This window comes from Caldovatus sediminis, from assembly GCF_014644455.1.
GTDB lineage: Bacteria > Pseudomonadota > Alphaproteobacteria > Acetobacterales > Acetobacteraceae > Caldovatus > Caldovatus sediminis.
The window spans coordinates 1-25,610 of sequence record NZ_BMKS01000020.1 but is presented as its reverse complement, the minus strand read 5'-3'; the positions used below and the strand labels follow the sequence as shown (position 1 = coordinate 25,610).

Here is a 25,610-nt window from a genome sequence, read left to right as displayed (position 1 = left end):
CCTTGCCCTCCCTCACGTGAAGCGGTGGAAGCCGACCCAGCGCTCGGCCAGCACCAGCGCGAGCGCCGTGGTCAGGATCAGGAGCGAGGAGACGGCGGCGACGGTCGGGTCCACGCCGAACTCGATGGCGGTGAAGATCTTCACCGGCAGCGTGGTGTTGCCCACACCGGTGAGGAAGATCGAGACCGGCACGTTGTCGAAGGACGTGATGAAGGCGAACAGGGCGCCGGCCACCATGCCTGGACGCATCAGCGGCAGCGTGACCTTCCAGAAGGCGGTCGGGCGGCTCGCGCCAAGGGTGCAGGCGGCGTCCTCAAGTTCCGCATCCAGGCCCGAAAGGCTCGCGAGGGTGGTGCGCACCACATAGGGCACGGTGATGACGACATGCGCCACGGCCAGCCCGGCGAAGCTGCCGGCAAGCCCGAGCGCGGCGTAGAACTGGAGCAGCGCCACGCCGATGACGACGCCGGGAAAGATCAGCGGCGACATCACCACCGCCGAGACCGCGGCCTTGCCCGGCAGGGCGCGTCGAACCAGCGCGTAGGAGGTCGCAGTGCCGATCGCCAGCGCCGAGAGCGTCGCGACGGAGGCGAGCAGCAGCGAAATGCCGATCGCGGAGAGGTAGTCAGCGCTCTCCAGCACGCGGCCGTACCAGCGGAGCGTCACCCCCTGCGGCGGGATGGTGAGGTAGGCGGTCGTGCTGAAGGAGGCGAGTACCACCACGGCGACCGGCAGCATCAGGAAGCCAAGGACCAGCGCGCAATAGAGCCGCGCCACCCACCGGCGGGCGACCGCGTTCACGCCCGCGCCTCCCACCGTCGCGCGAGGCGCGTCCCCAGCAGGATCAGCGCCAGCACGATCAGCGTCATCACCACCGCCATGGCCGAACCGGCGGGCCAGTTCAGGAGCTGGAGGAACTGCTCGTAGATCAGCGTGGACATCACCTTGTAGGTCGGCCCGCCGAGCAGCCGCGGCGTGACCAGCGCGCTGATCGTCAGCACGAAGACCAGGATCGAGCCGGAGAGGATCCCAGGCGCCGAGAGCGGAAGCGTCACCCGTGCGAACACCGCCCAGAAGCCGGCGCCGAGGGTGCGCGCCGCGTCCTCCACCTCGCGCGGGATGTTCTGGATGACGGCGACGAGCACCAAAACCATGAAGGGCAGGAAGATGTGGGTCAGCCCGATCAGCAGGCCGGTGAAGTTGAACATCAGCCGCAGCGGCTCCTCGGCGAGGCCAAGGCCGATCAGCCACTGGTTCACGAGGCCCCGCCGCGCGAGCAGCGCGATCCAGCCGAAGGTGCGCACGACCAGGTTGAGCAGCAGCGGGAACACCACGAGCAGCGTCAGCCAGTGCCGCCAGCGCGAGGTCGAGCGGGCGAGGACGTAGGCGAGCGGGTAGCCGATGACGAGCGTGAGCAGCGTGACGACGAAACCAAGCCCGACGGTGCGGAGGATGATCTCGAGGTAGAAGCTGTCGGTCAGCGCCTTCGCGTAGTGCCCGAGGGTCAGGCCCTCGCCGACGCCGGTGCCGGCGACGTAGGGGCGGAGGCTCGTCGGGATCAGCGCTGCCACCGGCAGCAGGAATGCGAACAGGAGGAGCAGCAGCAGCGGCGAGAGCAGGCCGAGGCCGGTCAGGTCCCAGCGGCGCTCAGGCATCGGCCGTCTCTGCGGGCAACAGGATCATGTCGTCGGCCGTCCACCAGGCGGTGACCTGCGCACCTCGCGGGAAGACGGCATTCGACGGCGCCTCGGCCTGCAGCTCCAGCCCGCCCGGCAGGCGCAGCAGATACTGACACTGCGCGCCGGCGAATGCGGCCAGCGCGACCTCGGCGAGGTGGACGTTCGCCGCATCCGGGGGCGCGTCACCGAGGCGCAGCTTCTCGTGCCGCAGCGCCAGCCGGACACGTGCGCCGGGCGGAGCGGCACCGCGCACGACCAGCGGCACCCCGCCCGGGCCGGAGAGATGCAGGAGGGCGTCGGCCGCCCCCACCACCACCGCGTCCAGCAGGTTGGTCCGGCCGACGAAGCCGGCGACGAACGCGTTGGCCGGCCGCTCGTACACCTCCTGCGGTGCGCCGACCTGCTCGATGCGGCCGGCGCGCATCACTGCGACGCGGTCGGCGAGGGTCAGCGCCTCCTCCTGGTCGTGGGTGACGAAGATGGTGGTGATGCCGAGCGACTGCTGCAGCCGGCGCAACTCCACCCGCATCGCGTCGCGCAGGCCGGCGTCGAGGTTCGACAGCGGCTCGTCCAGGAGCAGCACGCGCGGCTCCGTCACCACGGCGCGGGCCAGCGCGACGCGCTGCTGCTGGCCGCCGGAGAGCTGCCGCGGGAAACGCCCCTCGAACCCCTCGAGCCGCACGAGCGCCAGCGCTTGCGAGACCCGGCGCCCGATCTCCGCCTCCGGCACGCGGCGGCGGCGCAGGCCGAAGGCGACGTTCTCGAACACGCTGAGGTGCGGGAACAGTGCGTAGCTCTGGAACACCAGGCCGAGGTTGCGCTTGTGCGCCGGCGCGCGCGTGACGTCCGCGCCGCCGATCAGCACCTGGCCGGCGTCGGGCTCGATCAGACCGGCAATCATGCGCAGGACCGTCGTCTTGCCGCAGCCGCTCGGGCCGACGAGCGCGACCATCTCGCTTTCGGCGATCGCAAGATCCACGCCGGCGACCGCGACGGCTGCGCCGTAGCGCTTGGTCAGGCCTCGTAGCGAAACGGTCGCCAAGGCGGGATCAGCGCGCGATCTCGCGGTTCCAGCGCTCGGTCCAGGCCGGCAGGCTGCGCGCGACGATCTCGGGCGGCGGGAAATACATGCGCTCCACCGATTCGCGGTAGGGCACGAGGCGCGCCAACTCGTCGGGGAGCTCCACGCGCCGGTTCGTCGGGCCGGCGAATTGCCGCTCCGCGAAGCAGCGTTGCGCCTCGGCGCCGAGGGCGCGGTCCATGTACTGCTCGGCCAGCGCCTTGCTGCGCGCGCCGATCGGAATGGAGAAGGTGGGCAGGATGCCGACCGCGCCCTCGCGCGGGAACACCACGGCGACCGGCACGCCGCTGCGCGCCGCCGCGCCGACGCGGTCGGAGAACCAGACCGCGGCGGCGATGTCGCCGCGCTCGATCAGCTGCACGACCTGGTCGGCCTGGGTGTAGAGCGTGACGACGTGCGGCCGCAGGTCACGGATGGCGCGGAAGCCCGGCTCGACATTCTCGACCGAGCCGCCGTTGATGCGCGCCGCCGCGATCAGGAAGTGCTGGCCCGAGGTGGCGGTGATGTCGCCGATCGCGAGCTTGCCGCGCAGCGACGGGCTCCAGAGGTCCGCCCAGGCCTGCGGCGGGTTGCGCAGTTCGCGCGGATTGTAGGCGATGGCGGTCGAGGAATACATGAACCCGATCCACCGGCGGTCCGGATCCACGGCGGAGGGATAGATGTCGGGGAGATTGGTCAGGCGCGCGGCATCCACCTGGTCGAGCAGGCCTTCGTTCTTCGCCTGCACCGCGACCTGGAGGTCCATGTAGGCGATATCCACGTCCGGCCGCCCTCGCGTCGCGCGCAACCGCGCCGCGTTCTGCACGGAGTTGCCGAGCACGAAGTTCACCCGCGCGCCGGTCGCGCGCTGGAAGGGCTCGGCGACGCAGGTGCGGACGTTCTCGGCGAAGCTGCCGCCGAAGAGCGCGACGTTGAGTTCCTGCGACCGCGCGGTCGTCGCGGCGGCGCCGGCGAGGAGCCCGGCCGCCATCGCGGTCGCGGCGAGGCTACGGCGAAAGCGTCCCATGGCACAGCCCCCCGGAGACGTCCCGGCAGAGCCTAGGCACCGCGAAGGCGGGGGGTCAACCCTGCGGCGGGCGGGCGCGGATCGCCGCCTCGTTGGGCTCGACGCCCCAGCCCGGGGCGGTGGGCAGCACGAACGCCCCGTCCTCGATCACCGGCGGCGCGAGGACCAGCTCGTCGCGCCAGGCGACGCTGTCGATGTCGATCTCCATGACGCGGAAGTTGGGGATCGCGGCGCAGAAATGCGCCGAGATGGCGGAGGAGAGGTGGCCGTAGAAGTTGTGCGGCGCGCAGTTCAGCTCGTAGGCGTCGGCCATCGCCGCGATCTTCACGCTCTCCCCGAGGCCGTTCCAGACCACGTCCACGATCGGCACGTCCATCGCCTGCGCCTCGAAGTAGGGGCGGAAGTCGCGGCGGCCGTGCAGCGTCTCGCAGGAGGCGACGGGGCAGGGGGCGCGGCGGCGGATGTCTGCCAGCGCGCCGGGGTCGTGGGTGTCGATCTCGAGCCAGGTCAGGCCGAAGGGCGCCACGGCCTCGGCCATGCGGATGAAGCCCTCGGTCCTGAAGTGGAAGTTGAGGTCGAGATGGATGCCCATCTCCGGCCCCACCGCCTCGCGGATCGCGGCGAGCTGGGCGCGCATCTCGGCGAGCAGCGCGTTGTCCCAGTTGAGCTCCGGCCAGCCGGCGTGGCGCCCGAAGCCGGGCGCGAACTGGCCGAGCGCGCCGTCCGGCCCGATGCGCAGGATGTTGGTCTTGAGCGCCCGGAAGCCGAGCGCCTTCACCTCCGCCGCGTGTTTCGCGAGTTCGTCGAGCGTGCGGATGCGCGGCAGCTCGGCCCCGCGCCGCCCGCCGACGCGATAGGTGCCGAAATGCGACCAGTAGACCGGGATGCGCGTGCGCAGCGGCCCGCCGAACAGGGCGCAGACCGGCACCCCGGCCGCCTTGGCGCGGACGTCGAGCACCGCGTTCTCGATCGCCGCGATCGCCTGCTGGATGACGCCGCCGCGCGACTGGCGCGTCAGCACGTGCAGCTTGGCGACGATCAGCTCCGAGGCGCGCGGGTCCATGCCGACGACGGCCGGCGCCAGTTCCTCGATCACGCGCGCGAGGCCGGGGCTGCCGAAGCTCTCGTTGAACTCCGACCAGCCGACGATGCCGTCGGCAGTCGCCGTCTTCAGGAAGGAGAAGGTGCGCCAGCCGGCGTCGCAGCGCAGGATCTCGAGACGCTCGATCCTCATGCCCGCGTCACTCCTTCACGGCCCCGGTCAGGGAGGAGACGTAGTAGTCCACAAAGAAGGAATAGAAGATCGCCACCGGCAGCGACCCCAGCAGCGAGCCCGCCATCAGCGCCCCCCACTGGTACACGTCGCCCGAGACCAGCTCGGTCAGGATGGAGACCGGCACGGTCTTGTTCTCGCTGCTCTGGATGAAGGCGAGGGCGTAGATGAACTCGTTCCAGGACAGGGTGAAGGAGAAGATGCCGGCCGAGATCAGCCCGGGGACGGCGAGCGGCAGCGTGATCCGCCGCAGGATCTGCAGCCGCGTCGCGCCGTCGATCAGCGCGCACTCCTCGAGCTCGTAGGGGATGGACTTGAAGTAGCCGATCAGCAGCCAGGTGCAGAAGGGGATGAGGAAGGTCGGGTAGGTGAGGATCAGCGCCAGCGGGCTGTCGAACAGGCCGAGCCGGTAGACCATCGTCGCCAGCGGGATGAACAGGATCGAGGGCGGCACGAGGTAGGCGAGGTAGATCGCGAGCCCCACATAGGCGCTGCCGCGGAAGCGCAGCCGCTGCACCGCGTAGGCGGCGAGCACGCTGGCGAACAGCGAGAGGACGGTGGCGCAGACCGCCACCGTCATCGTCGTCAGCAGCCAGCGCGGATAGGCCGTCTCGAACAGCAGCTTGCGGATGTGGTCGAGCGTCGGCGAGTGGATCCAGAACGGGTTGTAGGTCTTGTAGTCGTAAAGCTCGGCGTTCGGCTTGAACGCCGTTATGGCCATCCAGTAGAAGGGGAAGAGCAGGACGAAGACGAAGACGGCGAGCGGCAGGTAGAGCACCACCACGCGCCGCGCGCGGCTGTCCCAGCTCAGCATCTCCGGCTTGTCGACGGTGGGCGCGCGCGCGGTGTCGGCGCCCGAGGCGGCGGCGAGGGCGTCAGTCATTGCTCTCTCCCTGCTGCCACTTCCGCCGCGCCAGCGCGAAGTAGCTGAACAGCGTCGCGAAGACGAGGAACGGGATCATCGCCACCGCGATCGCCGCACCCTCGGCCAGCTCCTGCCCGGCGATGCCGCGCTGGAAGGCGAGGGTGGCCATGAGGTGCGTCGAGTTCACCGGCCCCCCGCGGGTGATCGCGTAGACGAGCTGGAAGTCGGTGAAGGTGAAGATGATCGAGAAGGTCATCACGATCGCGAGGATCGGCATCAGCAGCGGCACGGTGATGCGCGTGAAGCGCTGCCAGGGCGTCGCGCCGTCGAGCAGCGCCGCCTCGTAGAGCGAGGGCGAGATGGTCTGCAGACCCGCCAGCAGGCAGATCGCGACGAAGGGGATGCCGCGCCAGATGTTCGCCGCGATCAGCGAGAACCGCGCCGGCCAGGCCGAGCCGAGGAAGTCGAAGTAGCGGTCCCGCAGCCCGAGCACGTCCACGAAGACGTAGGAGATGATCGAGAACTGGGGGTCGTAGATCCACCAGAACGCGATCGCGGAGAGCACCGTCGGCACGATCCAGGGCAGCAGGATGATCGCCCGGATCAGGCTCTTGAACGGCAGATGGTTGTTGAGCAGCAGCGCCAGCCAGAGGCCGAGGGCGAATTTTCCCACCGTCGCCACCGCCGTGTAGAACACGCTGTAGAACACCGCCGTCCAGAAGGTCGGGTCCCCCATCAGGTACTCGAAGTTCTCGAGCCCGACCCACTGCCCGCTCCGGCCGATCCTGGTGTCGGTGAAGGCGAGCCAGATGCCGAGGCCGAGCGGGTAGGTGAGGAACACCATCAGCAGCCCGACCGCCGGAAACAGGCAGGCGACGATCAGGAAGGGCTTCGAGTCGAAGACCCGCGCCAGCCAGCCCGGTTCCTGGCGGGCGCGCGACCAGCTCGGCGCGGCGGTGACGGACATCGCGTCCTCCCTGCGGGGGCGGGGCGCGCCGGGCGCGCCCCGTCCTGCTCGCTCAGCGGTAGATCCGGCGGGCGCGGCGCTCGGCCTCGCGCACCGCCTGCTCGGGCGTGGCCTGGCCGGAGGCGACGGAGGCGTACATCTGCACCATGATGTACTCGGAGTTCACGGTGCCGGACGCCGCAGTGATCGGTCCCTTGTAGCCGCTCCAGAACGGGTGGTTCATGCCGTTCCGGTAGGGGCCGAGCTTCGGATCGGAATCCCACACGGCGCTCCGGCTGTAGTTCCTGAGCGAGTGCGACCAATAGCCGAGGCAGCCGGTCAGCCAGGGATCGTACTGCTCGGACTCCATCATGAACTGGATGAACGCCTTGGCGGCGTTCGGGAAGCGCGTGTGGCGGAACACCATGGCATTGAGGATCGTCGCCGACTGCGGCGGCTGGTCCACCCGGCCCTTCGGCAGCGGCGCGTGGTCGGTGTCCTCGGCGATCGCCCGCGTGTTCGGGTCGTTCTTGAGGGCGTAGTAGAGCGAGATGCCGTTCGCCGTCAGCCAGCACTCCTGCGCCGCGTAGGCCCGGTTGTTCGACGGGTCGAGCCAGGAGAGCGTGCCAGGCACGAAGGTCTGATACAGCTCCTTGACGTAGTTCAGCGCGTCCAGCGTCTGGCGGCTGTTGATCGCGATCTTGCCCTCCTCGTCCACCAAGTAGGCGCCGTGCGCCCAGGTCATCCAGTTGGCGAAGCCATTGCCGTCGCCCACCGCGTTGCCGAGCGCGAAGCCCGCCGGCTTGTTGAGGCGCTTGAGCGCCTGGCAGAGCCGCAGGAATTCGCCGAGGTCGTCCGGAATGGACTGGAAGCCGGCCTCCCGCACCGCGGAGATGCGATAGACGATCGGCCCGGTCGTGCCGCCGAAGGGGATGCCGATCCAGTTGTTCGTGGCGTGGCGCTTGCCGTACTTCTCGGCCAGGAACATCCAGCCGCCGTAGCGCCGGCCCAGGTACTCCGCCACGTCCGACAGCTCGATCAGCTTGTCGGCGTAGATGTGCGGATCGTCCGCCCAGCCGAGCACCACGTCCGGGCCGGTGCCGGTGTTGGCGGTGACCGCGGTCTGCGGGCGGATGTCCTCCCAGCCGACGAAGTCGACCCGCACCGGAACGTTGAACTGCTGGCTGAATTTCTGCGCGTTCTCGCGGAAGATCACCTCGTCCGGCTCGACGAAGCGCGCCGGACGGATGACGCGGAGCTGCGCCCCGCTCTCGATCGGCAGCCGCGGCGCCTGGACGTCCTGGCGCGGGATCGCCTGGGCGAGGCCCTCGCGCGAGAGCGCCGCCGCGGCGAGAGCGCCGGCGCCGAGGCCGATCGCGGTGCGGCGCGTGTACCGGTTGGTCATTCTTGCGTTCCTCCCTAGCGGGTATCGGGTCAGAGTCTCCGGCCGGTCTCCCGGTCGAACAGGTGGACGAGCGCCGGGTCCGGCAGCACCGGCAGCACCTCGCCGGGCTTCGTCCCGATCCGCTCGCGGAAGGCGCCGACCACCGAGGCGCCGCCGACCCGCAGCAGCACCTGGGTCTCCGATCCGGTCGGCTCCACCACCTGTACGGTGGCGGGGATGCCCTCGCCGGGCGCGAGGCGGAAGTGCTCCGGCCGCACACCGTAGATCAGCGGCCCCGCCGGCGCCGCGCCCGGGCCGTTCGCCGGCGGCAGCGGCCAGGCGGTGCCGTCGGGGGAGCGGAAGGCGCCGCCCTCGATCCGCCCCTCGATCATGTTCATCGCCGGCGAGCCGATGAAGCCCGCGACGAACAGGTTCGCCGGCCGGTCGTAGAGCTCGAGCGGCGGGCCGATCTGCTCGACGTTGCCGCTGTTCATCACCACGATCTTGTCGGCCATGGTCATGGCCTCGATCTGATCGTGCGTGACGTAGACCGTGGTCGTGTTGAGCCTGAGCTGCAGCTCGCGGATCTCGGCGCGCATCTGCACCCGCAGCTTGGCGTCGAGGTTGGAGAGCGGCTCGTCGAACAGGAACACCTGCGGGTTGCGCACGATCGCGCGCCCCATCGCCACGCGCTGCCGCTGGCCGCCGGAGAGCTGGCGCGGGTAGCGGTGCAGCAGCCCCTCGAGTCCGAGGATCCGCGCCGCGCGGCCGACCTCGGCCTCGATCACCTCCCTGGGTGCCTTCGCCAGCGACAGCGAGAAGCCCATGTTGTCCCGCACCGTCATGTGCGGGTAGAGCGCGTAGTTCTGGAACACCATCGCGATGTCGCGGTCCTTGGGCGGGACGTTGTTCACGACCCGCCCGCCGATCGCGATCTCGCCGGAGGTGATGTTCTCGAGCCCCGCGATCATGCGCAGCAGCGTGGACTTGCCGCAGCCCGAGGGGCCGACGAGGACGACGAACTCGCCGTCAGCGATCTCGACGCTGACGCCGTGCAGGACCTCCGTCGAGCCGAAGCTCTTGCGGACGTTGCGGACCGAGACGCTCGCCACCGCCTTCGCTCCTCACCAGACGGGCCGGGCGACCTCCGTCTCCTTCGAGGTGATGAACTCGAGGAGTACCGGCACGCCCTCCTGGGTCTTGCGGATGCCGCGCCGGATCGCCGGCACGATGTCCTCCGGCCGCTCGATGCGCTCGCCGTGGCCGCCGAAGGCCCGCGCCATCGCCGCGTAGTCGCCGGAGATGTCGGTCGAGCGGTACTTCTCGGTGCTGATCGGCATCACCTTGAGCTCGATCGCCATGGAGAAGTTGTTGAGCAGGACCGACATGATCGGGATGCGCTCGCGCACCGCCGTCTCGAAGTCCATCCCCGTGAAGCCGATCGCCGCGTCGCCCCAGACGTTGATGCAGAGCTTCTCCGGCGCCGCGAGCTTCGCCCCCATGGCGAGGCCGAGCCCGTAGCCGAGCTGCGTCGTCTTGCCCCAGCCGAGGTAGGAGAGCGGGGTGCGGCTGACCCAGAAGGGCGAGAGCTGGTCGCGCGGCGAGCCGGCGTCGTGGGTGATGATCGTGTTGTCCACGTCCACCGTGTTCCACAGGTCGCGCAGCACGCGGTAGGGATTGAGCGGCGCCGCGTCGCTGTCGCGCTTCTCCCGCCACTGCGCGAGCCACGGCTCGCGCACGGCCTGGATCTCCGCCGCGACCTTCGACGGGTCGCGCCTCTCCCTGATCCGGTCCTTCAGCTCGGCGAGCAGCATGTCGAGCGTCAGCGCCGCGTCGCCCACCAGGCCGAGCTCGATCGGGATGTCCTTGCCGAGATGGTTGGGATCGAGCGTCGCCTGGATGATCGGCTTCCCCTTCGGCATGGCGATGCCGAAATTCGTCGTGCTGAAGCTGCAGCCGACGCCGAGGATCAGGTCGGCGTTCTTCAGGAAGTGCGGCACCGTCGCCTGCACCGCGAGCCCGCCCGAGCCGAGCGCGAGCGGATGGTCCTCCGGGAAGCTCGACTTGCCGCCGAGGCTCGTCGTCACCGGCGCCGCCAGCAGCTCGGCCAGGGCGCGGAGCTGCGGCCAGGCGCGCGCCCAGTGCACGCCGGTGCCGGCGTAGATCACCGGCCGCCTCGCCGCGGCGAGCATCGCCGCGGCGCGCGCCACGTCCTGCGGGTCGGGCGCGTAGCGGGCGAGCGGCACCGGCCGGTAGTCGAGCGGCTCCGGCACCTCCTCGTTCCACATGTCGTTCGGGATCTCGACCAGGCACGGCCCGCCGCGGCCGTTGCGCATGCGCGCGAAGGCGCGGCGCAGGATGTTCGGCACCTCGGCCGCCAGCGTGATCGGCTCGGCCGACTTGGTGAAGCTCCGCATCGAGGCGACGGAGTTGAAGTTCGGCTCGACATGGGCGAGGCGGCGCGGATAGCCCATCGGCAGCACCAGCACCGGCACGCTTTCCGAGAAGCACTGCGCCACGCCGCCCATCGCGTTCTCGGCGCCCGGGCCGTGCTGCATCACGAACACGCCGGGCTTGCGGCCGGAGGTCATGCGCGACTGCGCGTCGGCCATGTGCAGGCCGATCCGCTCCTGGCGCACGATGATCGGCCGGATGTCGGCCGCCGCCGCGTGCTCCAGCATGTGGTTGACCGGGTAGCCGGCGATCCATTCCACGCCCTCGCGCTTCAGGATCTCGGCGATCGCCGTGCCAAGCTTCATACCCGGCCCCTCCCAGGGGGACGGCGCGGCCCGCCGCCCATCCGTCCGTTCCATTCCTTGGCACGAACCCTAGCCGGCCCGCTGCGGGCCTGGCAACACGAACCGCCGTTCGGTCAGTCGCCCGCCCTGGCCCGGTCGCGCGCGTAGATGCCCATGGTGCTGTAGGGCGGGTAGGGCGGGATCGCCCCGATCGCCTGCATGTCCACCTCCACCAGGGCGGGGCCGGGGACGGCGAGGGCCTTCGCCACGGTCGCGCCGAAGGCGCCCGCCTCGGAGACGCGGAAGAAGGGCATGCCGACCAGCGCGGCCAGCGGCTCGAGCTTCGGCAGCTCCGGGTCGGCGGCGAAATGGCGCCCCTCGGCGACCGCGTTCTGGATCACCTTGATGATCCCGTAGCCGCGGTCGTTCATGACGATGATGACCAGCTCCGCCCGCTCCTGCGCCGCGGTCCAGAGCTCGGCCAGGTTCACCGCGAAGCCGCCGTCGCCGGTCATGACCACGGTCTTGCGCCCCTGCGTCCCCGCGGCGAGCGCCGCGCCGATGCCGAGCGGCAGGCCGGGGCCGATCGCCGCGCCCACCGGATGGACCGAGTCGTGCGGGCCGAGCACCGGGAAGATCCGGTTGCCCCAGGTGGTGTGGCTCATCGTCACGTCGCGCACCCACACCGCGTCGCGCGGCATCGCCTTGCGGATCTGCGCGGGGAAGTCGGCATAGGGGCCGAGGCCCTCGCAATACTCCGCGACGGCGCGGCGCTTGGTCTCCTGGAAGTCTGCCGCGAAGCCGGGGTCCACGGCGATGCGCCCCTTCAGCCGCTTCGCGAGGCCCTCCATCACCAGCGCCGCGTCGCCGTGCACGAACAGCGTGCTCCGATAGGTCCGGCCGTTGGCGCGCGGGTCGATGTCGGCCTGGACGATCGTCTTCGGCAGCTTCACGGACAGCTCCGCCGTCTCGTGCGCGCGCAGGCGCGAGCCGGCGACGAGCATCGCGTCCACCGTCTGGTAGAACTCCTGGATGCGCGGCGAGCCGTTGCCGTTCATCCCGCCGAAGGTCATCGGGTGATCCTCGGGCACGATGCCGCGGCCGTTCCACGAGTTCACCGCGCCGAAGCCCAGCTCCAGCAGCGCCATCGCCTGCGCGCGGGCGTGCTTGGCGCCGTTGCCGAGCCAGACCATTGGCCGCTTCGCCTTCGCGAAGATTTCCGCCGCCTCGTCCAGCGCCTTCTCGTCCGGCACCAGCGGCCCGGGGATCGGCAGGACGAGGTGGTCCAGCCCCGCCGGCCGCTCGACCGCTGCGCGCTGGAGGTCGATCGGGATCTCGACGCTCACCGGCCCGGCGGGCGCCGTCAGCGCCTCGGCGGCGGCGCGCGTGAGGATGCCGAAGGCCTCGCCCGCCGCGCGCACGCGATAGGCGGCCTTGCAGACGCTCGCGAGCATCGCCGTCTGCCCCGGCACGTCGTGGACCGAGCCCATGTCGCGGTCGAGGAAGCGGGTCGGCGTCTGGCCGGTGATGTGCAGCACCGGCGAGCCGGCGAAGCGCGCCTCGACCAGCGCCGGCACCGCGTTCGCCGCCCCCGGCCCGGTCGAGGTGATGAGCACGCCGAGCCCGCCCGAGACGCGCGCATAGGCGTCGGCCATGTGCCCGCCGCCCATCTCGCCGCGCGGCGCGACGAAGCGGATCGCGTTGCGCCGCCCGATCGCGTCCAGCATCGGCACGTTGTGCACCGAGACGATGCCGAAGGCCGTGGTCACGCCGCAGGCGTGCAGGAACTCGGCCACCAGGTCGGCGACGGTGTAATCGCTGCTGCTCACGTGCCTGCCCTCCCGCGCATCGGCGCGAGTGTGCCACGAAGCGGCGGCGCGGGAAGGGGGCCGGCGCGCTATTCCTCGGCCGGGCGGCCGGAGCGCAGGCGCTTGATCCCGGCGCGCCGGGCCTTGCCCTCCAGCCGCCGCCGCCGCGCGGCGCGGCTCGGCCTGGTCGGCCGGCGCGGCGGGGGCGGCGGCTCGGCCGCCTCGCGGATCAGCGCGACCAGGCGCTCCAGCGCCTCGGCGCGGTTGCGCTCCTGCGTGCGGTGGCGCCGCGCGGTGATGACCAGCACCCCCGCGCGCGTCAGCCGCCGCCCGGCGAGCCGCATCAGCCGCGCGCGCACCGCCTCCGGCAGCGAGGGCGAGCGCGCCGCGTCGAAGCGGAGCTGCACCGCCGTCTCCAGCCTGTTCACGTTCTGCCCGCCGGGGCCGGAGGCGCGCAGGAAGCTCTCCTCCACCTCCCGCTCGTCGAGGGCGATCGCATCGGTGACGCGGATCATGCCCCCTGCGCCGCGTCCTCGCGGATCATCGCCGCGCCCTTCTCCGCGATCATGATGGTCGGCGCGTTGGTGTTGCCCGTCGTCAGGGTCGGCATCACCGAGGCGTCGATCACCCGCAGCCCGCCGATCCCGCGCAGGCGCAGGCGCGAATCGACGACGCTCGCCGGGTCCTCGCCCATGCGGCAGGTGCCGACCGGGTGGTAGATCGTCGTGCCGTTCTGGCGCATGTAGGCGTGCAGCGCCTCGTCCGATTCGACCTCCCGGCCGGGGAGGATCTCCCCGGCGCTGTGGCGGGCGATCGCCGGCGCGGCGAGGATGCGCCGCGCCTCCCGGATGCCGGCCGCCAGCACCATCCGGTCGGAGGGCACCGCGAGGTAGTTCGGCCGGATCGCCGGCCGCTCGAAGGGATCGGCGCTGCGCGCCATCACCGTGCCGCGGCTGTCCGGCCGCACCGGGCAGACCGCGACGGTCATGCCCGGCTCGCGCTCCAGCACCCCGAACTTCCCGGCCTCGTAGCTCGCCGGCGTGAACAGCAATTGCAGGTCGGGGCTGGCCAGCCCCTCGCGCGAGCGCAGGAAGACCTGCGCCGTGGTGACGCCGAAGGTCAGCGCGCCATTGCCGAACAGCGCGAACCGCACCGCCTCCCGCGCCAGGCGCAGGCCACGCGCGAGCTGGTTGGTGGAGACCGCGTCCCGCACCCGGTGCTGCACGCGCGCCACGTAGTGGTCCTGCAGGTTGGCGCCGACCCCGGGCGCGTCCAGCACCACCTCCACCCCGATCGACCGCAGGTGCTCCGCCGGGCCGATGCCCGAGACCTGCAGCAGGTGCGGCGAGTTCACCGCCCCGCCCGAGAGGATCACCTCGCGCGCCGCGCGCAGCTCGCGGTCGGCGCCGCGCTGGCGGAACCGCACGCCGACGCAGCGCCGCCCCTCGAACAGCAGCCGCGTCGCCAGCGCCTCCGTCTCCACGCGCAGGTTCGGCCGCCCGCGCGCCGCGGCGAGGAAGGTGCGCGCCGTGGAGCCGCGGAACCGCCCGTTGCGCGTCATCTGCGAATAGCCGACGCCCTCCTGCTCCGCGCCGTTGAGGTCCCTGCGGAAGGCGTGGCCGGCCTGCTGCGCCGCCTCGACGAAGCGGTGGGTCAGCGGCAGGATGGTGCGGTAGTCCTCGACGCGCAGCACGCCGCCCCTGCCGCGATACGCGGGATCGCCCGGCGCGTAGTCCTCCGACTTCCGGAAGTAGGGCAGCACGTCGTCGTAGCTCCAGCCGCGGCAGCCCATCTGCGCCCAGCCGTCGAAGTCGGCCCGGTTGCCGCGCACGTAGAGCATGCCGTTGATCGAGCTGGAGCCGCCGAGGACCCGCCCACGCGGCCAGCGGATCGCCCGCCCCTCCGTGCCCGGCTCCGGCTCCGTCAGGTAGTTCCAGTTCACGCGCGGATGCTCGAGCAGCTTCAGCATCCCGGCGGGAATGTGGATCCAGGGCAGCCTGTCGCGCGGCCCCGCCTCGAGCAGCACCACCCGCGCCCCGGTCTCGCTGAGCCGGCTGGCGACGACGCAGCCCGCCGAGCCGGCGCCCACCACGATGTAGTCCGCGTCCATCCCGCTTCCCCCGGGGCCCGGCCGCGCCTCCGGCCTGCCGCTTCCCGGTCCGTAGCCGCGGGCCGGTTCCGGCTCAAGCCGGCGGAACCGGGTTGCCGGGGGGCGCCCGGCGATGCTCAATGCTCCGGGCCGGCCCCGCCCTCCTCCTCGTCCCGATGGCCCGTGGCGGCGCTCCGCCCCTTTGCCCGCCGAGGGGACCCGACCTGCATGGACCGCTCGATCTTCCACCCCGACTTCAAGGCCCGGCCCTACTGGTGGGAGGCGGTGGAGATCGGCGACGACCCGCCCGCCGAGCTGCCGGCAAGGGCCGATGTCGTGATCGTCGGCGGCGGCCTCACCGGCCTCAACTGCGCGATCGAGCTCGGCCGCGGCGGCGCGCGGGCGGTGGTGCTGGAGGCAGAGGAGTTCGGCTTCGGCGCCTCCACCCGCAACGGCGGCGCGGTCTCCGCCGGGACCAACCTCGGCAAGGGCATGTCCGGCGCCGGCACGCAGGACGCCGCCGCGCAGGCCGTGCTCCGCGCCATGATGGCCGACGCGGCGGCGAGCCTCGCCCATGTCGAGGCGGTTGTCGCGCGCGAGAACATCGCCTGCCACTACGAGCGTTCCGGCCGCTTCGTCGGCGCCTGGACGCCGCGCCACTACGACGCCATGGCGCGCAGGAGCGAGCTGTTCAACGCGCACGCCGAGGCCGAGGCCGTCATGGTCCCGCGCGCGCGCCAGCGCGAGGAGATCGCCTCCGACTACTACTTCGGCGGCATGACGGTCGGGCGCAGCGGCAAGCTCCATCCGGCCCTCTACCACCGCGGCCTGATGGGGGCGGCGCGGCGGCACGGCGCGATCCTGCTCGGCCGCACCCGCGCCGGGCGCCTGGCCCGCACCGCCGGGGGCTGGTCCGTCGAGACCACGCGCGGCCCCGTCGCGGCGCGCGAGGTGGTGATCGCCACCAACGGCTACACCGGCGGCCTCACCCCCGACCTCCGCCGCCGGCTGATCCCGCTCGCCTCGCACATCATCGCCACCGAGCCGCTGGATCCGGAGATCGCGCGCGGCCTGATCCCGAAGGGCCGCACGATCTCCGACACCCGGCGCGTGCTCTGCTACTACCGGATGTCGCCCGACGGCACGCGGGTCCTGTTCGGCGGCCGCGCGCGCTTCACCCAGGTGGGGCCGGAGGTCTCCGTCCCGGCGCTGCACGCGATGATGCTGCAGCGCTGGCCGCAGCTGAAGGGCGTGCGCATCACCCATGCCTGGACCGGCAACGTCGCCTTCGCCTTCGACCACCTGCCGCACATGGGGGTCACGCCGAAGGGGCTGCACTACGCGATGGCCTGCAACGGCTCGGGCGTCGCCATCCTCTCCTATCTCGGCGCCCAGGTCGGGCGGAAGATCCTGGGCGGCGGCAACCGCGTCACGGCCTTCGACGGGCAGGACTTCCCGACCAGGCCGCTCTACACGGGCCACCCCTGGTTCCTGCCGATGGTCGGCTCCTGGTACCGCTTCCGCGACTGGCTCGACCGGCGCGTCGCCTGAGCGGCGCGGGCGGCGCCGCTCAGCCCCGGATCTTCGCCACGGTCGCGGTCGTGCTCTGCCCGGGCAGCAGCTCGGCCAGCCTCACCTGCCCGCCGTATTCCTGCACCAGGTCCCCGCCCACCACCTGATCGAGCGTGTAGTCGGCGCCCTTCACCAGCACGTCCGGGCGCAGCAGGCGGATCAGCTCCTCCGGCGTGTCCTCGTCGAACACCGTCACCAGGTCCACGCTGGCCAGCGAGGCGAGCACCGCCGCGCGTGCCGCCTCGCCCTGGATCGGCCGCGCCGGGCCCTTCAGCCGCTTGACGCTGGCGTCGGAATTCAGCCCCACCACCAGCCGGTCGCACCAGCTCCGCGCCTGCTCCAGCAGGTGGACGTGGCCCGGATGCAGCAGGTCGAAGCAGCCGTTGGTGAAGCCGATGCGCCAGCCGCGCCGGCGCCAGCGCTCCACCTGCTCCTCCGCGGCGGCACGCGAGACCACCTTGCGCAGCGCGCCGCGCTCGGCCGAGAGCGCCTCGAGGATCTCCTCCTCCCGCGCCACCGCCGTGCCGACCTTGCCGACCACGATGCCCGCGGCGATGTTCGCGAGCCGCGCCGCGACCGGCAGCGCGAGCCCCGCCGCGAGCCCCGCCGAGACCACCGCCACCACCGTGTCGCCGGCGCCGGAGACGTCGTGCATCTCCGCCGCCTCGGCCGGGAAGTGGCGCACTGCGCCCGTCTCGTCGAGCAGCGTCATGCCGTCCTCGCTCCGCGTGACGAGGACGGCGCCGAAGCCGTGCGCCGCGCGCAGCGCCCGGGCCGCGGCGACGATGGCCGGCTCGCTGTCCACGGGCATGCCGGTGGCCTCGCGCAGCTCGGCGCGGTTGGGCGTGATCAGGTCGGCCCCGGCGTAGCGCGCGTAGTCGCGCCCCTTCGGGTCCACCACGACCCTGCGCCCGGCGGCGCGCGCCGCGGCGATCAGGCGCTGCGGCGTCTCCCCCGCCAGCACCCCCTTGCCGTAGTCGGAGAGCACCATCACCGCCGTCGCCGCCACCGCGTCCGAGGCGATGCGCACCAGCCGGTCCGCGAGGCGCGGATGCACCGGGCTGACGATCTCGTGATCGGCGCGCAGCAGGTGCTGGCCGTTGGCGATGAAGCGCGTCTTGGTCGTCGTCGCCCGCCCGCCCTGCACCAGCAGCCAGGGCTCGACCCCCGGCTGGCCGCCGATCAGGCCGGTGAGGTCCGCCCCCGCCTGGTCGTCGCCGACCACCGAGACGAAGGCGACCGCCCCGCCGAGCGCCGTGAGGTTGCGCACCACGTTCCCGGCGCCGCCGGGCATCGCCACCTCGCGCTCCACCGCCAGCACCGGCACCGGCGCCTCGGGCGAGACGCGGCCGACCGTGCCGTAGACGTAGCGGTCGAGCATCGCGTCGCCGACCACGAGGACGGAGGCGCGTCGCAACTGGCGCGCCGCCTCCGCCAGCTCGGCGGTGGGGATCTCGGGGAGCGGCCGGTCGTCGGCCGGCGCGGGGCCTTTCATCGCGCCCGGCCTAGCGCAACCGATGCGTGTCGCGCAAGGCGGCCGGCCCTGCCCGGGCGGGCGCCGGAACGCCCGCGGGACGGCGTCCGCTCAGCCGCCGCGCGCCTCCCGCGCGATGCGCCGGCAGTGGTCGAGCGCGGCGCCGATCAGGTTGTCCGTCGCCTCCGGCGTGCGGAAGGCGGCGTGGCTTGCAAGCACCACGTTCGGCAGGCGTGTCAGCGGGTGCCCGGCCGGCAGCGGCTCCTCGGCGTACACGTCGAGGCCGGCGGCGCCGAGCCGCCCGGCGGCCAGCGCCTCGACCATCGCCGCCTCGTCCACGATGGCGCCGCGCGCCGTGTTCACCAGGATCGCCCCGGGCCGCATCCTGCCGAGCCGCTCGCGCGAGAGGAAGCCGCGCGTCTCGTCGTTCAGCAGCAGGTGCAGCGAGACGACGTCGCTCCCGGCGAGCAGCGAATCGAGGTCGGTCACGGTCACGCCCGGCGGCGCCTCCCGCGGCGTGCGGTTCCAGGCCAGCACGCGCATGCCGATCCCGGCGCAGAGCCGCGCCATCTCCGTCCCGATGCCGCCGAGGCCGATCAGCCCGACCGTCTTGCCGGTGAGCTGGCGCCCCTCCGGCCGCGGCCAGCCGCCGGCGACGATCTCCCGGTGCATGTCGCCGAGGCCGCGCGCCGCGGCCCACATCAGCGCGAAGGCCATCTCGGCCACCGCCGTGTCGCCGTAGCCCTTGATGGTGTGCACCTGCACGCCGAGGGCGGCGAGCTCCTCCGGGTTCATGTAGCTGCGCGCGCCGGTGCCGAGGAAGACGATGTGCCTGAGGTCCGGCATCCGCCGCACGATCTCCGTCGGGAACTGCGTGTGGTCGTCGATCGCGATCGCGGCGCCGGCGAGCAGGGCGGGCAGGGCCTCCGGCCGGATGTCGGGATCGCGGTGGATCGCGACGGGGATGTCGTCGGGCCGGCGTAGCCGCTCCATCACGTCGCCGAGCGAGGGGGTGGCATCCACGAAGACGGCGCGCATCGGGCTCGCATCCTGGGGCTGGTTGGGGAGGGAGGCATGGTATCGCGGCCCGCCGCCGGCGCGTCCAGCCTCGTCAGCCCGGGGCGAGGCGCGCGAAGGTCAGCTCGTGGCGGTTGTGCGCGCCGTGGAACAGCACCGCGCCGGGGATCGCCGCGAATTCCGCCGCCACCGCGTGGTCCGTCGGGCCCTGGAACTTCACCGTGCAGACCAGGTGCCGCGCCTTGCCCGCGGCGATCCAGCGCCGCACCAGGCCGAGCAGCCGCGCCGGGTAGCAGACCACGTCGCTGAACAGCCAGTCCACCGGCGGCTCGCGCCGCGGATCGAGCGCGAAGGCGCTCTCCGTCCGCACCGTCACCCCCGGCAGCGCCGCCACCGCCGGGTCGAGCGGCGCCTTGTCCACCGCCACCACCCGCGCGCCGAGCTTCGCCAGCGCCCAGCTCCACCCGCCCGGCGCCGCGCCGAGGTCGAGGCAGGTCTCGCCCGGCAGCGGCCGGCGCCCGAGCCGAGTCAGCGCCTCCCACAGCTTGAGGTAGGCGCGCGAGGGCGGGCCCGTGCGGTCCTCGACGAAGCGCACCTCCCCGTTCACGAACGGGCTGGTCTTGCTCGGCGAGGCGAGCACCAGGTCCGGCGCGAGCAGCGTCCAGGCGCCGAGCGGGGCGGTCGGCGCCGGCTCCGGGAACACCAGCGGGCGCGCCTTCACCGGCGGCAGCGCGGCCGCGATCAGCGCCGCGCGGCGGTGGTGCGCGGCGGCGTAGAGCGACCAGTTGCGCTGGATCGCGCGCAGCGCCGCCGCCGCGGCCTTGATCGAGGGCGCCGGGACCAGACGCGGCGCGGTCCAGACATCGAGCGCCCAGGCGGCGAGGCCCGGCGGGTCGGGCGAGAGGGCGAGCCGGCCGTGCCAGGCGGCGACGCGCCGCCCGGCGCGCGCCAGTTCCTCCGCCAGCTCGGCCTCGTAGCCCTCGGCGGCGAGCCAGGCGCTGGCGACGCCTTCGGGCGGCGGCCGCCCCTCCACCCGCGCCGCCGCCCCCGCTCAGCGCCGGATCGCGGCGAGCAGCAGCAGCGCCCAGCCGAGCATCAGCGTCGCGCCGCCGTAGGGCGCGAACCGCCCGACCCCCGCGACCCCGAAGGCGCCCGCATAGACCGCGCCGCAGAACACCAGCACGCCGAGCACGAAGGCGGCGCCGGCGGCATCCGCCAGCCCGCCGCGCCCCTCGGCGAGCAGCCCCGTCGCGAGCAGCGCCAGCGCGTGCCAGCCCTGCATGGTCAGCGCGTTCTGCACCGCGGCCATCCGCGCCGCGCCGATCCGCTGCGGCAGCCCGTGCGCCGCCCAGGCCGAGAGGGCGACGGCGGCGAGGCCGAACAGGGCGCCGAAGGCGAGCCAGAGCCGGTGCATGGGCGGCTGGATAGCGCGGCCCGCCGGTGCCGCGCCAGGGCGGGACGCATCGCCCCGGGCGGGCGCGGCGCGCGCCCGCGTCAGCGCGCCGCGGCGCCGAGGCGCTGGCGGTTCGCCGCCAGGTGGGCGAGCCGCGTCGGCTCGGGCAGCCGGTAGCCGCGCCCGGCGGTGCGCAGCACCCATTCCACCGCGCTCTCCAGCCCGACGCGGTGGCCGACCGACACATAGAGGGGATTCGCCCGCGCCCGTGTCCGCAACGCCATGGCGATGGCGCGCCCGTGCCAGACCAGTGGCACCCGCGCGCCCGGCTCGGCGCCGAGCATGCCCGCCGGCTCGCCGACGAGGACCGACTTCGCCACGCCGATGGTCGGCAGGTCGAGCAGCACGCCGAGATGGCTCGCGATGCCGAGCCCGCGCGGATGCGCGATGCCGTGCCCGTCCACCATCACCAGGTCGGGCTTCGGGTCGAGCCGCGCCCAGGCGGCGAGCAGCGCGGGCACCTCGCGGAAGCCGAGGAAGCCCGGGATGTAGGGGAAGGCGGCGACCCGCGTCGCGCCGGACTCGGCGAGCGGCCGCAGGGTCCCGGCATCCAGCGTCACCAGCGCCGCATGCACGCGCTGCGCCGGGTCGAAGCGTTCGGCGCTGGTGTCGGCGCCGCCGAGGCGCGCGACGGGGCCGTGCGCGTCCTGCGCGATCACCCGCTCGGCCATGGCGCGCTGCGCCGCGCGCGCGGCGTCGAGGTCCGGCGGGTGAAGCCAGTCCGCCGGCGCCCCGTGCAGGGCGGCGAGGCCGAGATCGGCCGCCCTGTCCTCCGCCATGTGCTCGTCCTGCCGTGCCGACCGGTGCATCGCCGGCATTCTCCCCCTCGCCGCACCTGCGGCAACGCCCGAGGACGAGGCAGGGTCCCGCGCCGGGCGCCCTTAGAACCCACCGCGCCAGCGCAGCACGGCGAGCACCGCCTGCGCCTCGCCGCGCCGGCCGTCCTCCTGCGCGATGCGCGCATGCTGCCAGCCCAGGTCGAATCCGAACCCGCCGCCGAGGTCGCGGCCGAGCGACACCTCGACCCACTGCCCGGCCGGCAGCGCCTCCAGGGACCGCTTGCGCTGGTCGCGCTGCCAGACCGCCGCGGCGCGCCAGGACCCCTCATGGTGCTGCACGCCGAGGGTCGTGAAGCGCCGCCGCTCGGCCAGCGGCACCTCGATCATGTCGTCCTCGATCCCGATCTCCACCCGCGGGCGTCCGCCGGCGTTGCGGAACTCGACGTGCTCGGCGAAGAGCCGCGTGCGCGAGTCGCGGCCCCATCGGAGCTCGTAGCGCAGGCCCACCGCGTAGCCCCATTCGCGTGCCGTGCCGTCGCGTCCCGGGGCGCGCGAGACCATGGCGAGGTGGTAGGCGAAGTCCGGCAGCCAGGGGATGCGGTCGCCGTCGAGCGCGACGGCGACGTTGTCCAGGCGGCCCGTGTTGCCCGGCCCGCCCTGAGCGCGCGTGTTGCGCGCGAAGCGCTCGTACTCCCCCTCGCAGCACCGCCGGCGGGTGAAGGCCGTGCTGGAGAGGAAGGTCGTGTCGAGCGTGAAGACCGCGGCCGAGAGGTCGTGCTCGCCGAAGCGCGGATCGGCGAGGACGGTCCAGGTGGCGCCGAAGCCCAGCGCCTCGGCGACCTCGTAGCCCTCGTCCGCGCGGATCGGCGGCAGGATGCCGGGGAAATCGTGGAAGCCGCGTCCGAAGGGCGCCGAGAACTTCCCGGCATAGAGCTGGAGCGCGTCGGTCGCCCGCCAGTCGAGCCGCAGTTCCTGGAGAAAGGCCGCCTGGGCATAAAAGCCGCGCAGCGCGGCGTTCGGGCTGCGCTCACCGATCGGCTCGACCTTGACGACACTCTGGATCGAGAGGTGCGGCGAGAGGTGCAGCCCGGCGGCGATCTCGCCGAACAGGAAGAGGTCCCCGCCACGCCGCGCGCGCTCGGTCGCACGATAGGTGCCGACGGCGTAGAGGCCGAGCGCTGCCTCGCCGGAGACCTGCGGATAAAGGGACGCATCGCCGTCGGTCGCGGGCGCCGCCGCCGCAGGGGCGGGGATCTCCTGCGGCCGCGCCGCGCGCCATGGCGCCGCCGCCACGGCGACGGACAGCGCCAGCGCCGCGGCGCCGACGGAGGCGGGCGCGACCGTCCGCCGCCACCGTCCGCGCATCACGACGCGCCCCCGCGCATCGCCGAGACCAGTAGCGCCACGTTGTGGCGGAACATCGCCTCGTAGGTCGGTGCCGGCCCGTCCGGCGGACTCAGCGCGTCGGCGTAGAGCCGGCCGACGATGCGCGCCCCGGCCTCGCGCGCGAGGCGCTCGAGCGTCGCGGGGTTGCCCATGTTCTCGAGGAACACCGCGGTGATGCCCTCGGCGCGGATCTGGCGGATCAGCCGCGCGACCTCCGCCGCGGAAGGCTCGGCCGCGGCGGAGACGCCCCGCAGGGCGAGGAAGCGCACGCCATAGGCCGCGCCGAAATAGCCGAAGGCCTCGTGGTCGGTGACGACCTTGCGCCGTGCCTCCGGCACGGTCGCGATCTGCGCCCGCACCCAGGCGTCGAGCGCGGCGAGTCGCGCGACGTAGGCCTCGGCGTTGCGCCGGTAGTGCTCCGCGCCGGCCGGATCGGCGGCCGCCAGGCCGGCGGCGATGTTGCGCGCATAAATTTGGCCGAGGCGCAGGTCCTGCCATGCGTGCGGATCGGGCACGCGACCCGGCGGAACGGCGTGCTGGCGGCGGCGCTCGACGTCGGAGCCGCCGTGGTGGTGATGGCCCGTCGCGGCGTCCATCACGCGCGGCGTAATGCCAGCGGTCGCTGTGACCACGGGCCCGCGATGGCCGGCGGCGCGCCTCAGGCGGTCGAGCCAGGGCTCGAAGCCGAGGCCGTTGCGCACCACCGGGGGTTCACCGCGGAGCGCCGCGACGTCGGAGGGGCGCGGTTGGAAGCCGTGCGCGTCGTGATCCGGCCCGACGATCACCTGCAGGTCCACGCGCGACCCGCCGATCTCGCGGACCATGTCGCCGAGGATCGAGAAGGAGGCGACGACGCGCAGCGCCGCGCCCTCCGCGGGCGCGTGCTGGGCGGAGGCTGCGCCGCCGCCGCGCGCGGCCAGCACGGTCCAGGGGAGGGCGGCGAGGAGCAGGCGGCGGCTCGGCATGGGGCGCGACCTCGTAAAGTAATGTTATAATATAACGTATCACGGTCGAATGCGCCCGGCAACAAGAGGTGCAGCCGCGCCCTCTGAGCTCACCCCAGCCCGCGCCGTCACCCGCGTCGGAACAGCCGCAGCAGCCGCTCGAACAGCCGGCCTGCCCCGAGGCCGCCGCCGGCCGGCGGCCGCTGCTGGTGCGCGACATGCGGCCGCCGCGACGGCGGCGGCAGGGCGCTCGCCACCGTGTGCCGCCCGGAATCGCGCGCCTCCACCAGCCGGCGTTCCAGCCCGATCACCTGCGCCACCGGCTCCGGCGGGCGCGACCGCGCGAGCGCCTCCGCCGTCGCGAGCGCATCGTCCCACGCCTGCGCCCGGCGCAGCGCGTCCACCACGCGCACCGTCTGCTCCGGGTTGAGCGGCGGGCCGGCGCGCCACAGCGCCACCGCCTCGCGCCGCCAGGCGCGGGCGAGGTCGGGCCGGTTCAGGTCGTCGGCCACCCACGCCGCCTGCAGCGTCGCCTCGGCCGCGGCGTGCAGCGCCCCGGTCTCCTCGAGCACGTGCGCCCAGGCGAGGAAGCGCCGCGCCAGCAGCGGATGGCTCGTCTCGGCCAGCAGCGCGCGGAATGGCGCGGCGGCGACGGCCGCGGCCGCGCCGGGGTGGGCGCGCCCGATGTCGGGCGCGGCGTAGCCGCAGTGCGGGCATTGCTGCAGCCACAGCGCCATGGTGCCGCGCACCGGTTCCCCGGGCCGGAGGTCGAGGTCCGGCGCCTGTTCCGGCGGCGGCGGGCGGAACGGCGGCTGGCGGCTCTCCGTCCCGCACACGCCGCAGCGCACCACGCCGCCCGCCCCGTCCGGGCGCGCCGACGCCGCCTCGGTCCGGGGCGAGTGCGGGGGCGGCTGGAAGGGCGGCGGCGCGGCCATGGTCTCTCGAAGCTAGGATGCGCAGGGCACGAAGCGAAGGGGGCGCCGCATCGCAACGCGCGGCGCGGCACAGGGTGGCGGCAGCCCCCGATCCCCCGGGCCGCAAGGCCGCCCGCCCCATTGCCCCGCGCCTCCCGCCGCGCCAATCATGGGGCCCGAGATGCCCCGCGGTGACCTTTTCCCCGACATCGCCCCCTACGAGACCGGGCTGCTGCCGCTGACCGGCGGCCATGTGATGTACTGGGAGCAGGTCGGCAACCCGCGCGGGCAGCCGGTGCTGTTCCTGCATGGCGGCCCGGGCGCCGGCGCCGGCGCGGTGCACCGGCGCTTCTTCGATCCCGCCCACTGGCGCGTCGTGATCTTCGACCAGCGCGGCGCCGGCCGCTCCCGCCCGCTCGGCGAGCTGCGCGAGAACACCACCCCGCACCTGGTGCGCGACATCGAGGCGCTGCGCCGCTTCCTCGGCATCGAGCGCTGGCTGCTGTTCGGCGGCTCCTGGGGCTCGACGCTGGCGCTCGCCTACGCGCAGGAACATCCGCAGCGGGTGACCGGCTGCGTGCTGCGCGGCGTCTTCCTCGGCCGACGGGCCGAGGTGGACTGGTTCCTCTACGGCCTGAAGCGCGTCTTCCCCGATGCCTGGGCGGCCTTCGCCGAGCACGTGCCGCCTGCCGAGCGGCACGACCTGCTCTCCTCCTACCTGCGCCGCCTCACCGACCCCGACCCCGCGGTCCACCTGCCCGCCGCACGTGCCTGGAGCCAGTACGAGGGCTCCTGCTCGACCCTGCTGCCGAGCCCGGAGACGGTGGCGAGCTTCGCGCAGGACCGCACCGCGCTCGGCCTCGCGCGGATCGAGGCGCACTACTTCGCGCACGACCTGTTCCTGCCGCCCGAGGGGCTGCTCGGCCGCATGGACCGCCTCGCGCACATCCAGGCCGAGATCGTGCAGGGCCGCTACGACATGGTCTGTCCGCCGGAGACCGCCTTCGAGCTCGCAGCCGCCTGGCCGAAGGCGCGCCTCACCATCGTGCCGGACGCCGGGCATTCGGCGCTGGAGCCGGGGGTGCGCACGGCGCTGGTCGCGGCCGTCGAGCGGTTCAGGCGGCGGAGCTAGCAGCCTGTCGGCTTTGCGTCTGCGGTCTGCGCATGGGGCGGTGGTGTCTGAGGTCGGGCGAGCCGCAGGC

23 protein-coding genes are annotated in these 25,610 nt (G+C 73.3%); 2 read left to right on the top strand and 21 right to left on the bottom strand.

Annotation, left to right across the window (positions count from 1 at the left end):
- Positions 1-12: 12 nt before the first annotated feature.
- The 13 genes from IEX99_RS20305 to IEX99_RS20245 all read right to left on the bottom strand — a co-directional run bounded on the left by IEX99_RS20305 (position 13) and on the right by IEX99_RS20245 (position 14,890).
- Positions 13-801 (bottom strand): ABC transporter permease, encoded by a 789-nt coding sequence (locus IEX99_RS20305; RefSeq protein ID WP_229678177.1) that lies wholly within the window; start codon positions 799-801, stop codon positions 13-15.
- On the bottom strand, positions 798-1,655 hold the full coding sequence (locus tag IEX99_RS20300) for an ABC transporter permease (RefSeq protein WP_188903700.1): 858 nt from the start codon (positions 1,653-1,655) through the stop codon (positions 798-800). Before IEX99_RS20300 ends, IEX99_RS20305 begins: the two co-directional genes overlap by 4 nt.
- Positions 1,648-2,721 carry an ABC transporter ATP-binding protein gene (locus tag IEX99_RS20295; RefSeq protein ID WP_188903698.1) on the bottom strand — a complete coding sequence of 358 codons (1,074 nt, stop codon included), beginning with the start codon at positions 2,719-2,721 and terminating at the stop codon, positions 1,648-1,650. The genes IEX99_RS20300 and IEX99_RS20295 overlap by 8 nt, the downstream gene beginning before the upstream one ends.
- A 7-nt stretch (positions 2,722-2,728) precedes the next feature.
- Positions 2,729-3,766: an ABC transporter substrate-binding protein gene (locus IEX99_RS20290; protein WP_188903696.1), complete on the bottom strand. Its 1,038-nt coding sequence runs from the start codon at positions 3,764-3,766 to the stop codon at positions 2,729-2,731.
- 55 nt (positions 3,767-3,821) lie between these two features.
- Positions 3,822-5,000: a mandelate racemase/muconate lactonizing enzyme family protein gene (locus IEX99_RS20285; RefSeq protein ID WP_188903694.1), complete on the bottom strand. Its 1,179-nt coding sequence runs from the start codon at positions 4,998-5,000 to the stop codon at positions 3,822-3,824.
- Positions 5,001-5,007: 7 nt separating this feature from the next.
- Positions 5,008-5,922, bottom strand: a complete 915-nt coding sequence (locus IEX99_RS20280; protein WP_188903693.1) for a carbohydrate ABC transporter permease — start codon at positions 5,920-5,922, stop codon at positions 5,008-5,010.
- A complete protein-coding gene (locus IEX99_RS20275; protein ID WP_188903692.1) occupies positions 5,915-6,871 on the bottom strand; it encodes a carbohydrate ABC transporter permease in 957 nt (318 codons plus the stop codon). Before IEX99_RS20275 ends, IEX99_RS20280 begins: the two co-directional genes overlap by 8 nt.
- Positions 6,872-6,923: 52 nt before the next feature.
- The gene (locus tag IEX99_RS20270; RefSeq protein ID WP_188903691.1) at positions 6,924-8,255 is read right to left on the bottom strand and encodes an ABC transporter substrate-binding protein; all 1,332 of its coding nucleotides are present in this window, start codon (positions 8,253-8,255) and stop codon (positions 6,924-6,926) included.
- A 29-nt stretch (positions 8,256-8,284) separates the two neighbouring features.
- Complete coding sequence (locus tag IEX99_RS20265; RefSeq protein WP_188903690.1) at positions 8,285-9,346, bottom strand: ABC transporter ATP-binding protein; 1,062 nt, start codon at positions 9,344-9,346, stop codon at positions 8,285-8,287.
- A 12-nt stretch (positions 9,347-9,358) separates the two neighbouring features.
- A complete protein-coding gene (locus IEX99_RS20260; protein WP_188903689.1) occupies positions 9,359-11,047 on the bottom strand; it encodes a thiamine pyrophosphate-requiring protein in 1,689 nt (562 codons plus the stop codon).
- Between the two features lie 59 nt (positions 11,048-11,106).
- A complete protein-coding gene (locus IEX99_RS20255) occupies positions 11,107-12,801 on the bottom strand; it encodes a thiamine pyrophosphate-binding protein (protein ID WP_188903688.1) in 1,695 nt (564 codons plus the stop codon).
- Positions 12,802-12,869: 68 nt separating this feature from the next.
- A complete protein-coding gene (arfB, locus tag IEX99_RS20250) occupies positions 12,870-13,295 on the bottom strand; it encodes an alternative ribosome rescue aminoacyl-tRNA hydrolase ArfB (RefSeq protein ID WP_188903687.1) in 426 nt (141 codons plus the stop codon).
- Complete coding sequence (locus tag IEX99_RS20245) at positions 13,292-14,890, bottom strand: GMC family oxidoreductase (protein WP_188903685.1); 1,599 nt, start codon at positions 14,888-14,890, stop codon at positions 13,292-13,294. Before IEX99_RS20245 ends, arfB begins: the two co-directional genes overlap by 4 nt.
- A 207-nt stretch (positions 14,891-15,097) precedes the next feature.
- Here IEX99_RS20245 and IEX99_RS20240 point away from each other — a divergent pair, with 207 nt between their 5' ends.
- Positions 15,098-16,420 (top strand): NAD(P)/FAD-dependent oxidoreductase, encoded by a 1,323-nt coding sequence (locus IEX99_RS20240; protein ID WP_188903683.1) that lies wholly within the window; start codon positions 15,098-15,100, stop codon positions 16,418-16,420.
- Between the two features lie 19 nt (positions 16,421-16,439).
- On the opposite strand, the gene rfaE1 is transcribed toward IEX99_RS20240, so the two are convergent.
- The 8 genes from rfaE1 to IEX99_RS20200 all read right to left on the bottom strand — a co-directional run bounded on the left by rfaE1 (position 16,440) and on the right by IEX99_RS20200 (position 24,429).
- Positions 16,440-17,936: a D-glycero-beta-D-manno-heptose-7-phosphate kinase gene (gene rfaE1, locus IEX99_RS20235; RefSeq protein ID WP_188903681.1), complete on the bottom strand. Its 1,497-nt coding sequence runs from the start codon at positions 17,934-17,936 to the stop codon at positions 16,440-16,442.
- Between the two features lie 90 nt (positions 17,937-18,026).
- Entirely contained in the window at positions 18,027-18,953 is a 927-nt protein-coding gene (locus IEX99_RS20230; protein ID WP_188903679.1) for an NAD(P)-dependent oxidoreductase, read from the bottom strand.
- A gap of 73 nt (positions 18,954-19,026) precedes the next feature.
- Complete coding sequence (locus IEX99_RS20225) at positions 19,027-19,965, bottom strand: SAM-dependent methyltransferase (RefSeq protein ID WP_188903677.1); 939 nt, start codon at positions 19,963-19,965, stop codon at positions 19,027-19,029.
- Positions 19,966-19,983: 18 nt separating this feature from the next.
- Complete coding sequence (locus tag IEX99_RS20220) at positions 19,984-20,346, bottom strand: DUF423 domain-containing protein (protein ID WP_188903675.1); 363 nt, start codon at positions 20,344-20,346, stop codon at positions 19,984-19,986.
- A gap of 80 nt (positions 20,347-20,426) precedes the next feature.
- The gene (gene nfi, locus IEX99_RS20215; protein ID WP_229678175.1) at positions 20,427-21,194 is read right to left on the bottom strand and encodes a deoxyribonuclease V; all 768 of its coding nucleotides are present in this window, start codon (positions 21,192-21,194) and stop codon (positions 20,427-20,429) included.
- 72 nt (positions 21,195-21,266) lie between these two features.
- Positions 21,267-22,529: a hypothetical protein gene (locus IEX99_RS20210; RefSeq protein WP_188903673.1), complete on the bottom strand. Its 1,263-nt coding sequence runs from the start codon at positions 22,527-22,529 to the stop codon at positions 21,267-21,269.
- Complete coding sequence (locus IEX99_RS20205) at positions 22,529-23,515, bottom strand: metal ABC transporter solute-binding protein, Zn/Mn family (protein ID WP_188903670.1); 987 nt, start codon at positions 23,513-23,515, stop codon at positions 22,529-22,531. The genes IEX99_RS20210 and IEX99_RS20205 overlap by 1 nt, the downstream gene beginning before the upstream one ends.
- A gap of 107 nt (positions 23,516-23,622) precedes the next feature.
- Positions 23,623-24,429: a hypothetical protein gene (locus tag IEX99_RS20200; RefSeq protein ID WP_229678174.1), complete on the bottom strand. Its 807-nt coding sequence runs from the start codon at positions 24,427-24,429 to the stop codon at positions 23,623-23,625.
- 160 nt (positions 24,430-24,589) lie between these two features.
- On the opposite strand from IEX99_RS20200, the gene pip reads away from it, so the two are divergent.
- On the top strand, positions 24,590-25,540 hold the full coding sequence (pip, locus tag IEX99_RS20195; RefSeq protein WP_188903668.1) for a prolyl aminopeptidase: 951 nt from the start codon (positions 24,590-24,592) through the stop codon (positions 25,538-25,540).
- Positions 25,541-25,610 lie beyond the last annotated feature (70 nt).

Coding starts and splice junctions, on each gene's coding strand:
- IEX99_RS20275 (WP_188903692.1), bottom strand. CDS start 6,871: ATGTCCGTCACCGCCGCGCCGAGCTGGTCGCGCGCCCGCCAGGAACCG.
- IEX99_RS20280 (WP_188903693.1), bottom strand. CDS start 5,922: ATGACTGACGCCCTCGCCGCCGCCTCGGGCGCCGACACCGCGCGCGCG.
- IEX99_RS20220 (WP_188903675.1), bottom strand. CDS start 20,346: ATGCACCGGCTCTGGCTCGCCTTCGGCGCCCTGTTCGGCCTCGCCGCC.
- IEX99_RS20290 (WP_188903696.1), bottom strand. CDS start 3,766: ATGGGACGCTTTCGCCGTAGCCTCGCCGCGACCGCGATGGCGGCCGGG.
- IEX99_RS20240 (WP_188903683.1), top strand. CDS start 15,098: ATGGACCGCTCGATCTTCCACCCCGACTTCAAGGCCCGGCCCTACTGG.
- IEX99_RS20210 (WP_188903673.1), bottom strand. CDS start 22,529: ATGCGCGGACGGTGGCGGCGGACGGTCGCGCCCGCCTCCGTCGGCGCC.
- rfaE1 (WP_188903681.1), bottom strand. CDS start 17,936: ATGAAAGGCCCCGCGCCGGCCGACGACCGGCCGCTCCCCGAGATCCCC.
- IEX99_RS20245 (WP_188903685.1), bottom strand. CDS start 14,890: ATGGACGCGGACTACATCGTGGTGGGCGCCGGCTCGGCGGGCTGCGTC.
- IEX99_RS20205 (WP_188903670.1), bottom strand. CDS start 23,515: ATGCCGAGCCGCCGCCTGCTCCTCGCCGCCCTCCCCTGGACCGTGCTG.
- arfB (WP_188903687.1), bottom strand. CDS start 13,295: ATGATCCGCGTCACCGATGCGATCGCCCTCGACGAGCGGGAGGTGGAG.
- IEX99_RS20285 (WP_188903694.1), bottom strand. CDS start 5,000: ATGAGGATCGAGCGTCTCGAGATCCTGCGCTGCGACGCCGGCTGGCGC.
- IEX99_RS20230 (WP_188903679.1), bottom strand. CDS start 18,953: ATGCGCGCCGTCTTCGTGGATGCCACCCCCTCGCTCGGCGACGTGATG.
- IEX99_RS20270 (WP_188903691.1), bottom strand. CDS start 8,255: ATGACCAACCGGTACACGCGCCGCACCGCGATCGGCCTCGGCGCCGGC.
- IEX99_RS20200 (WP_229678174.1), bottom strand. CDS start 24,429: ATGGCCGCGCCGCCGCCCTTCCAGCCGCCCCCGCACTCGCCCCGGACC.
- IEX99_RS20300 (WP_188903700.1), bottom strand. CDS start 1,655: ATGCCTGAGCGCCGCTGGGACCTGACCGGCCTCGGCCTGCTCTCGCCG.
- IEX99_RS20260 (WP_188903689.1), bottom strand. CDS start 11,047: ATGGAACGGACGGATGGGCGGCGGGCCGCGCCGTCCCCCTGGGAGGGG.
- nfi (WP_229678175.1), bottom strand. CDS start 21,194: ATGCACCGGTCGGCACGGCAGGACGAGCACATGGCGGAGGACAGGGCG.
- pip (WP_188903668.1), top strand. CDS start 24,590: ATGCCCCGCGGTGACCTTTTCCCCGACATCGCCCCCTACGAGACCGGG.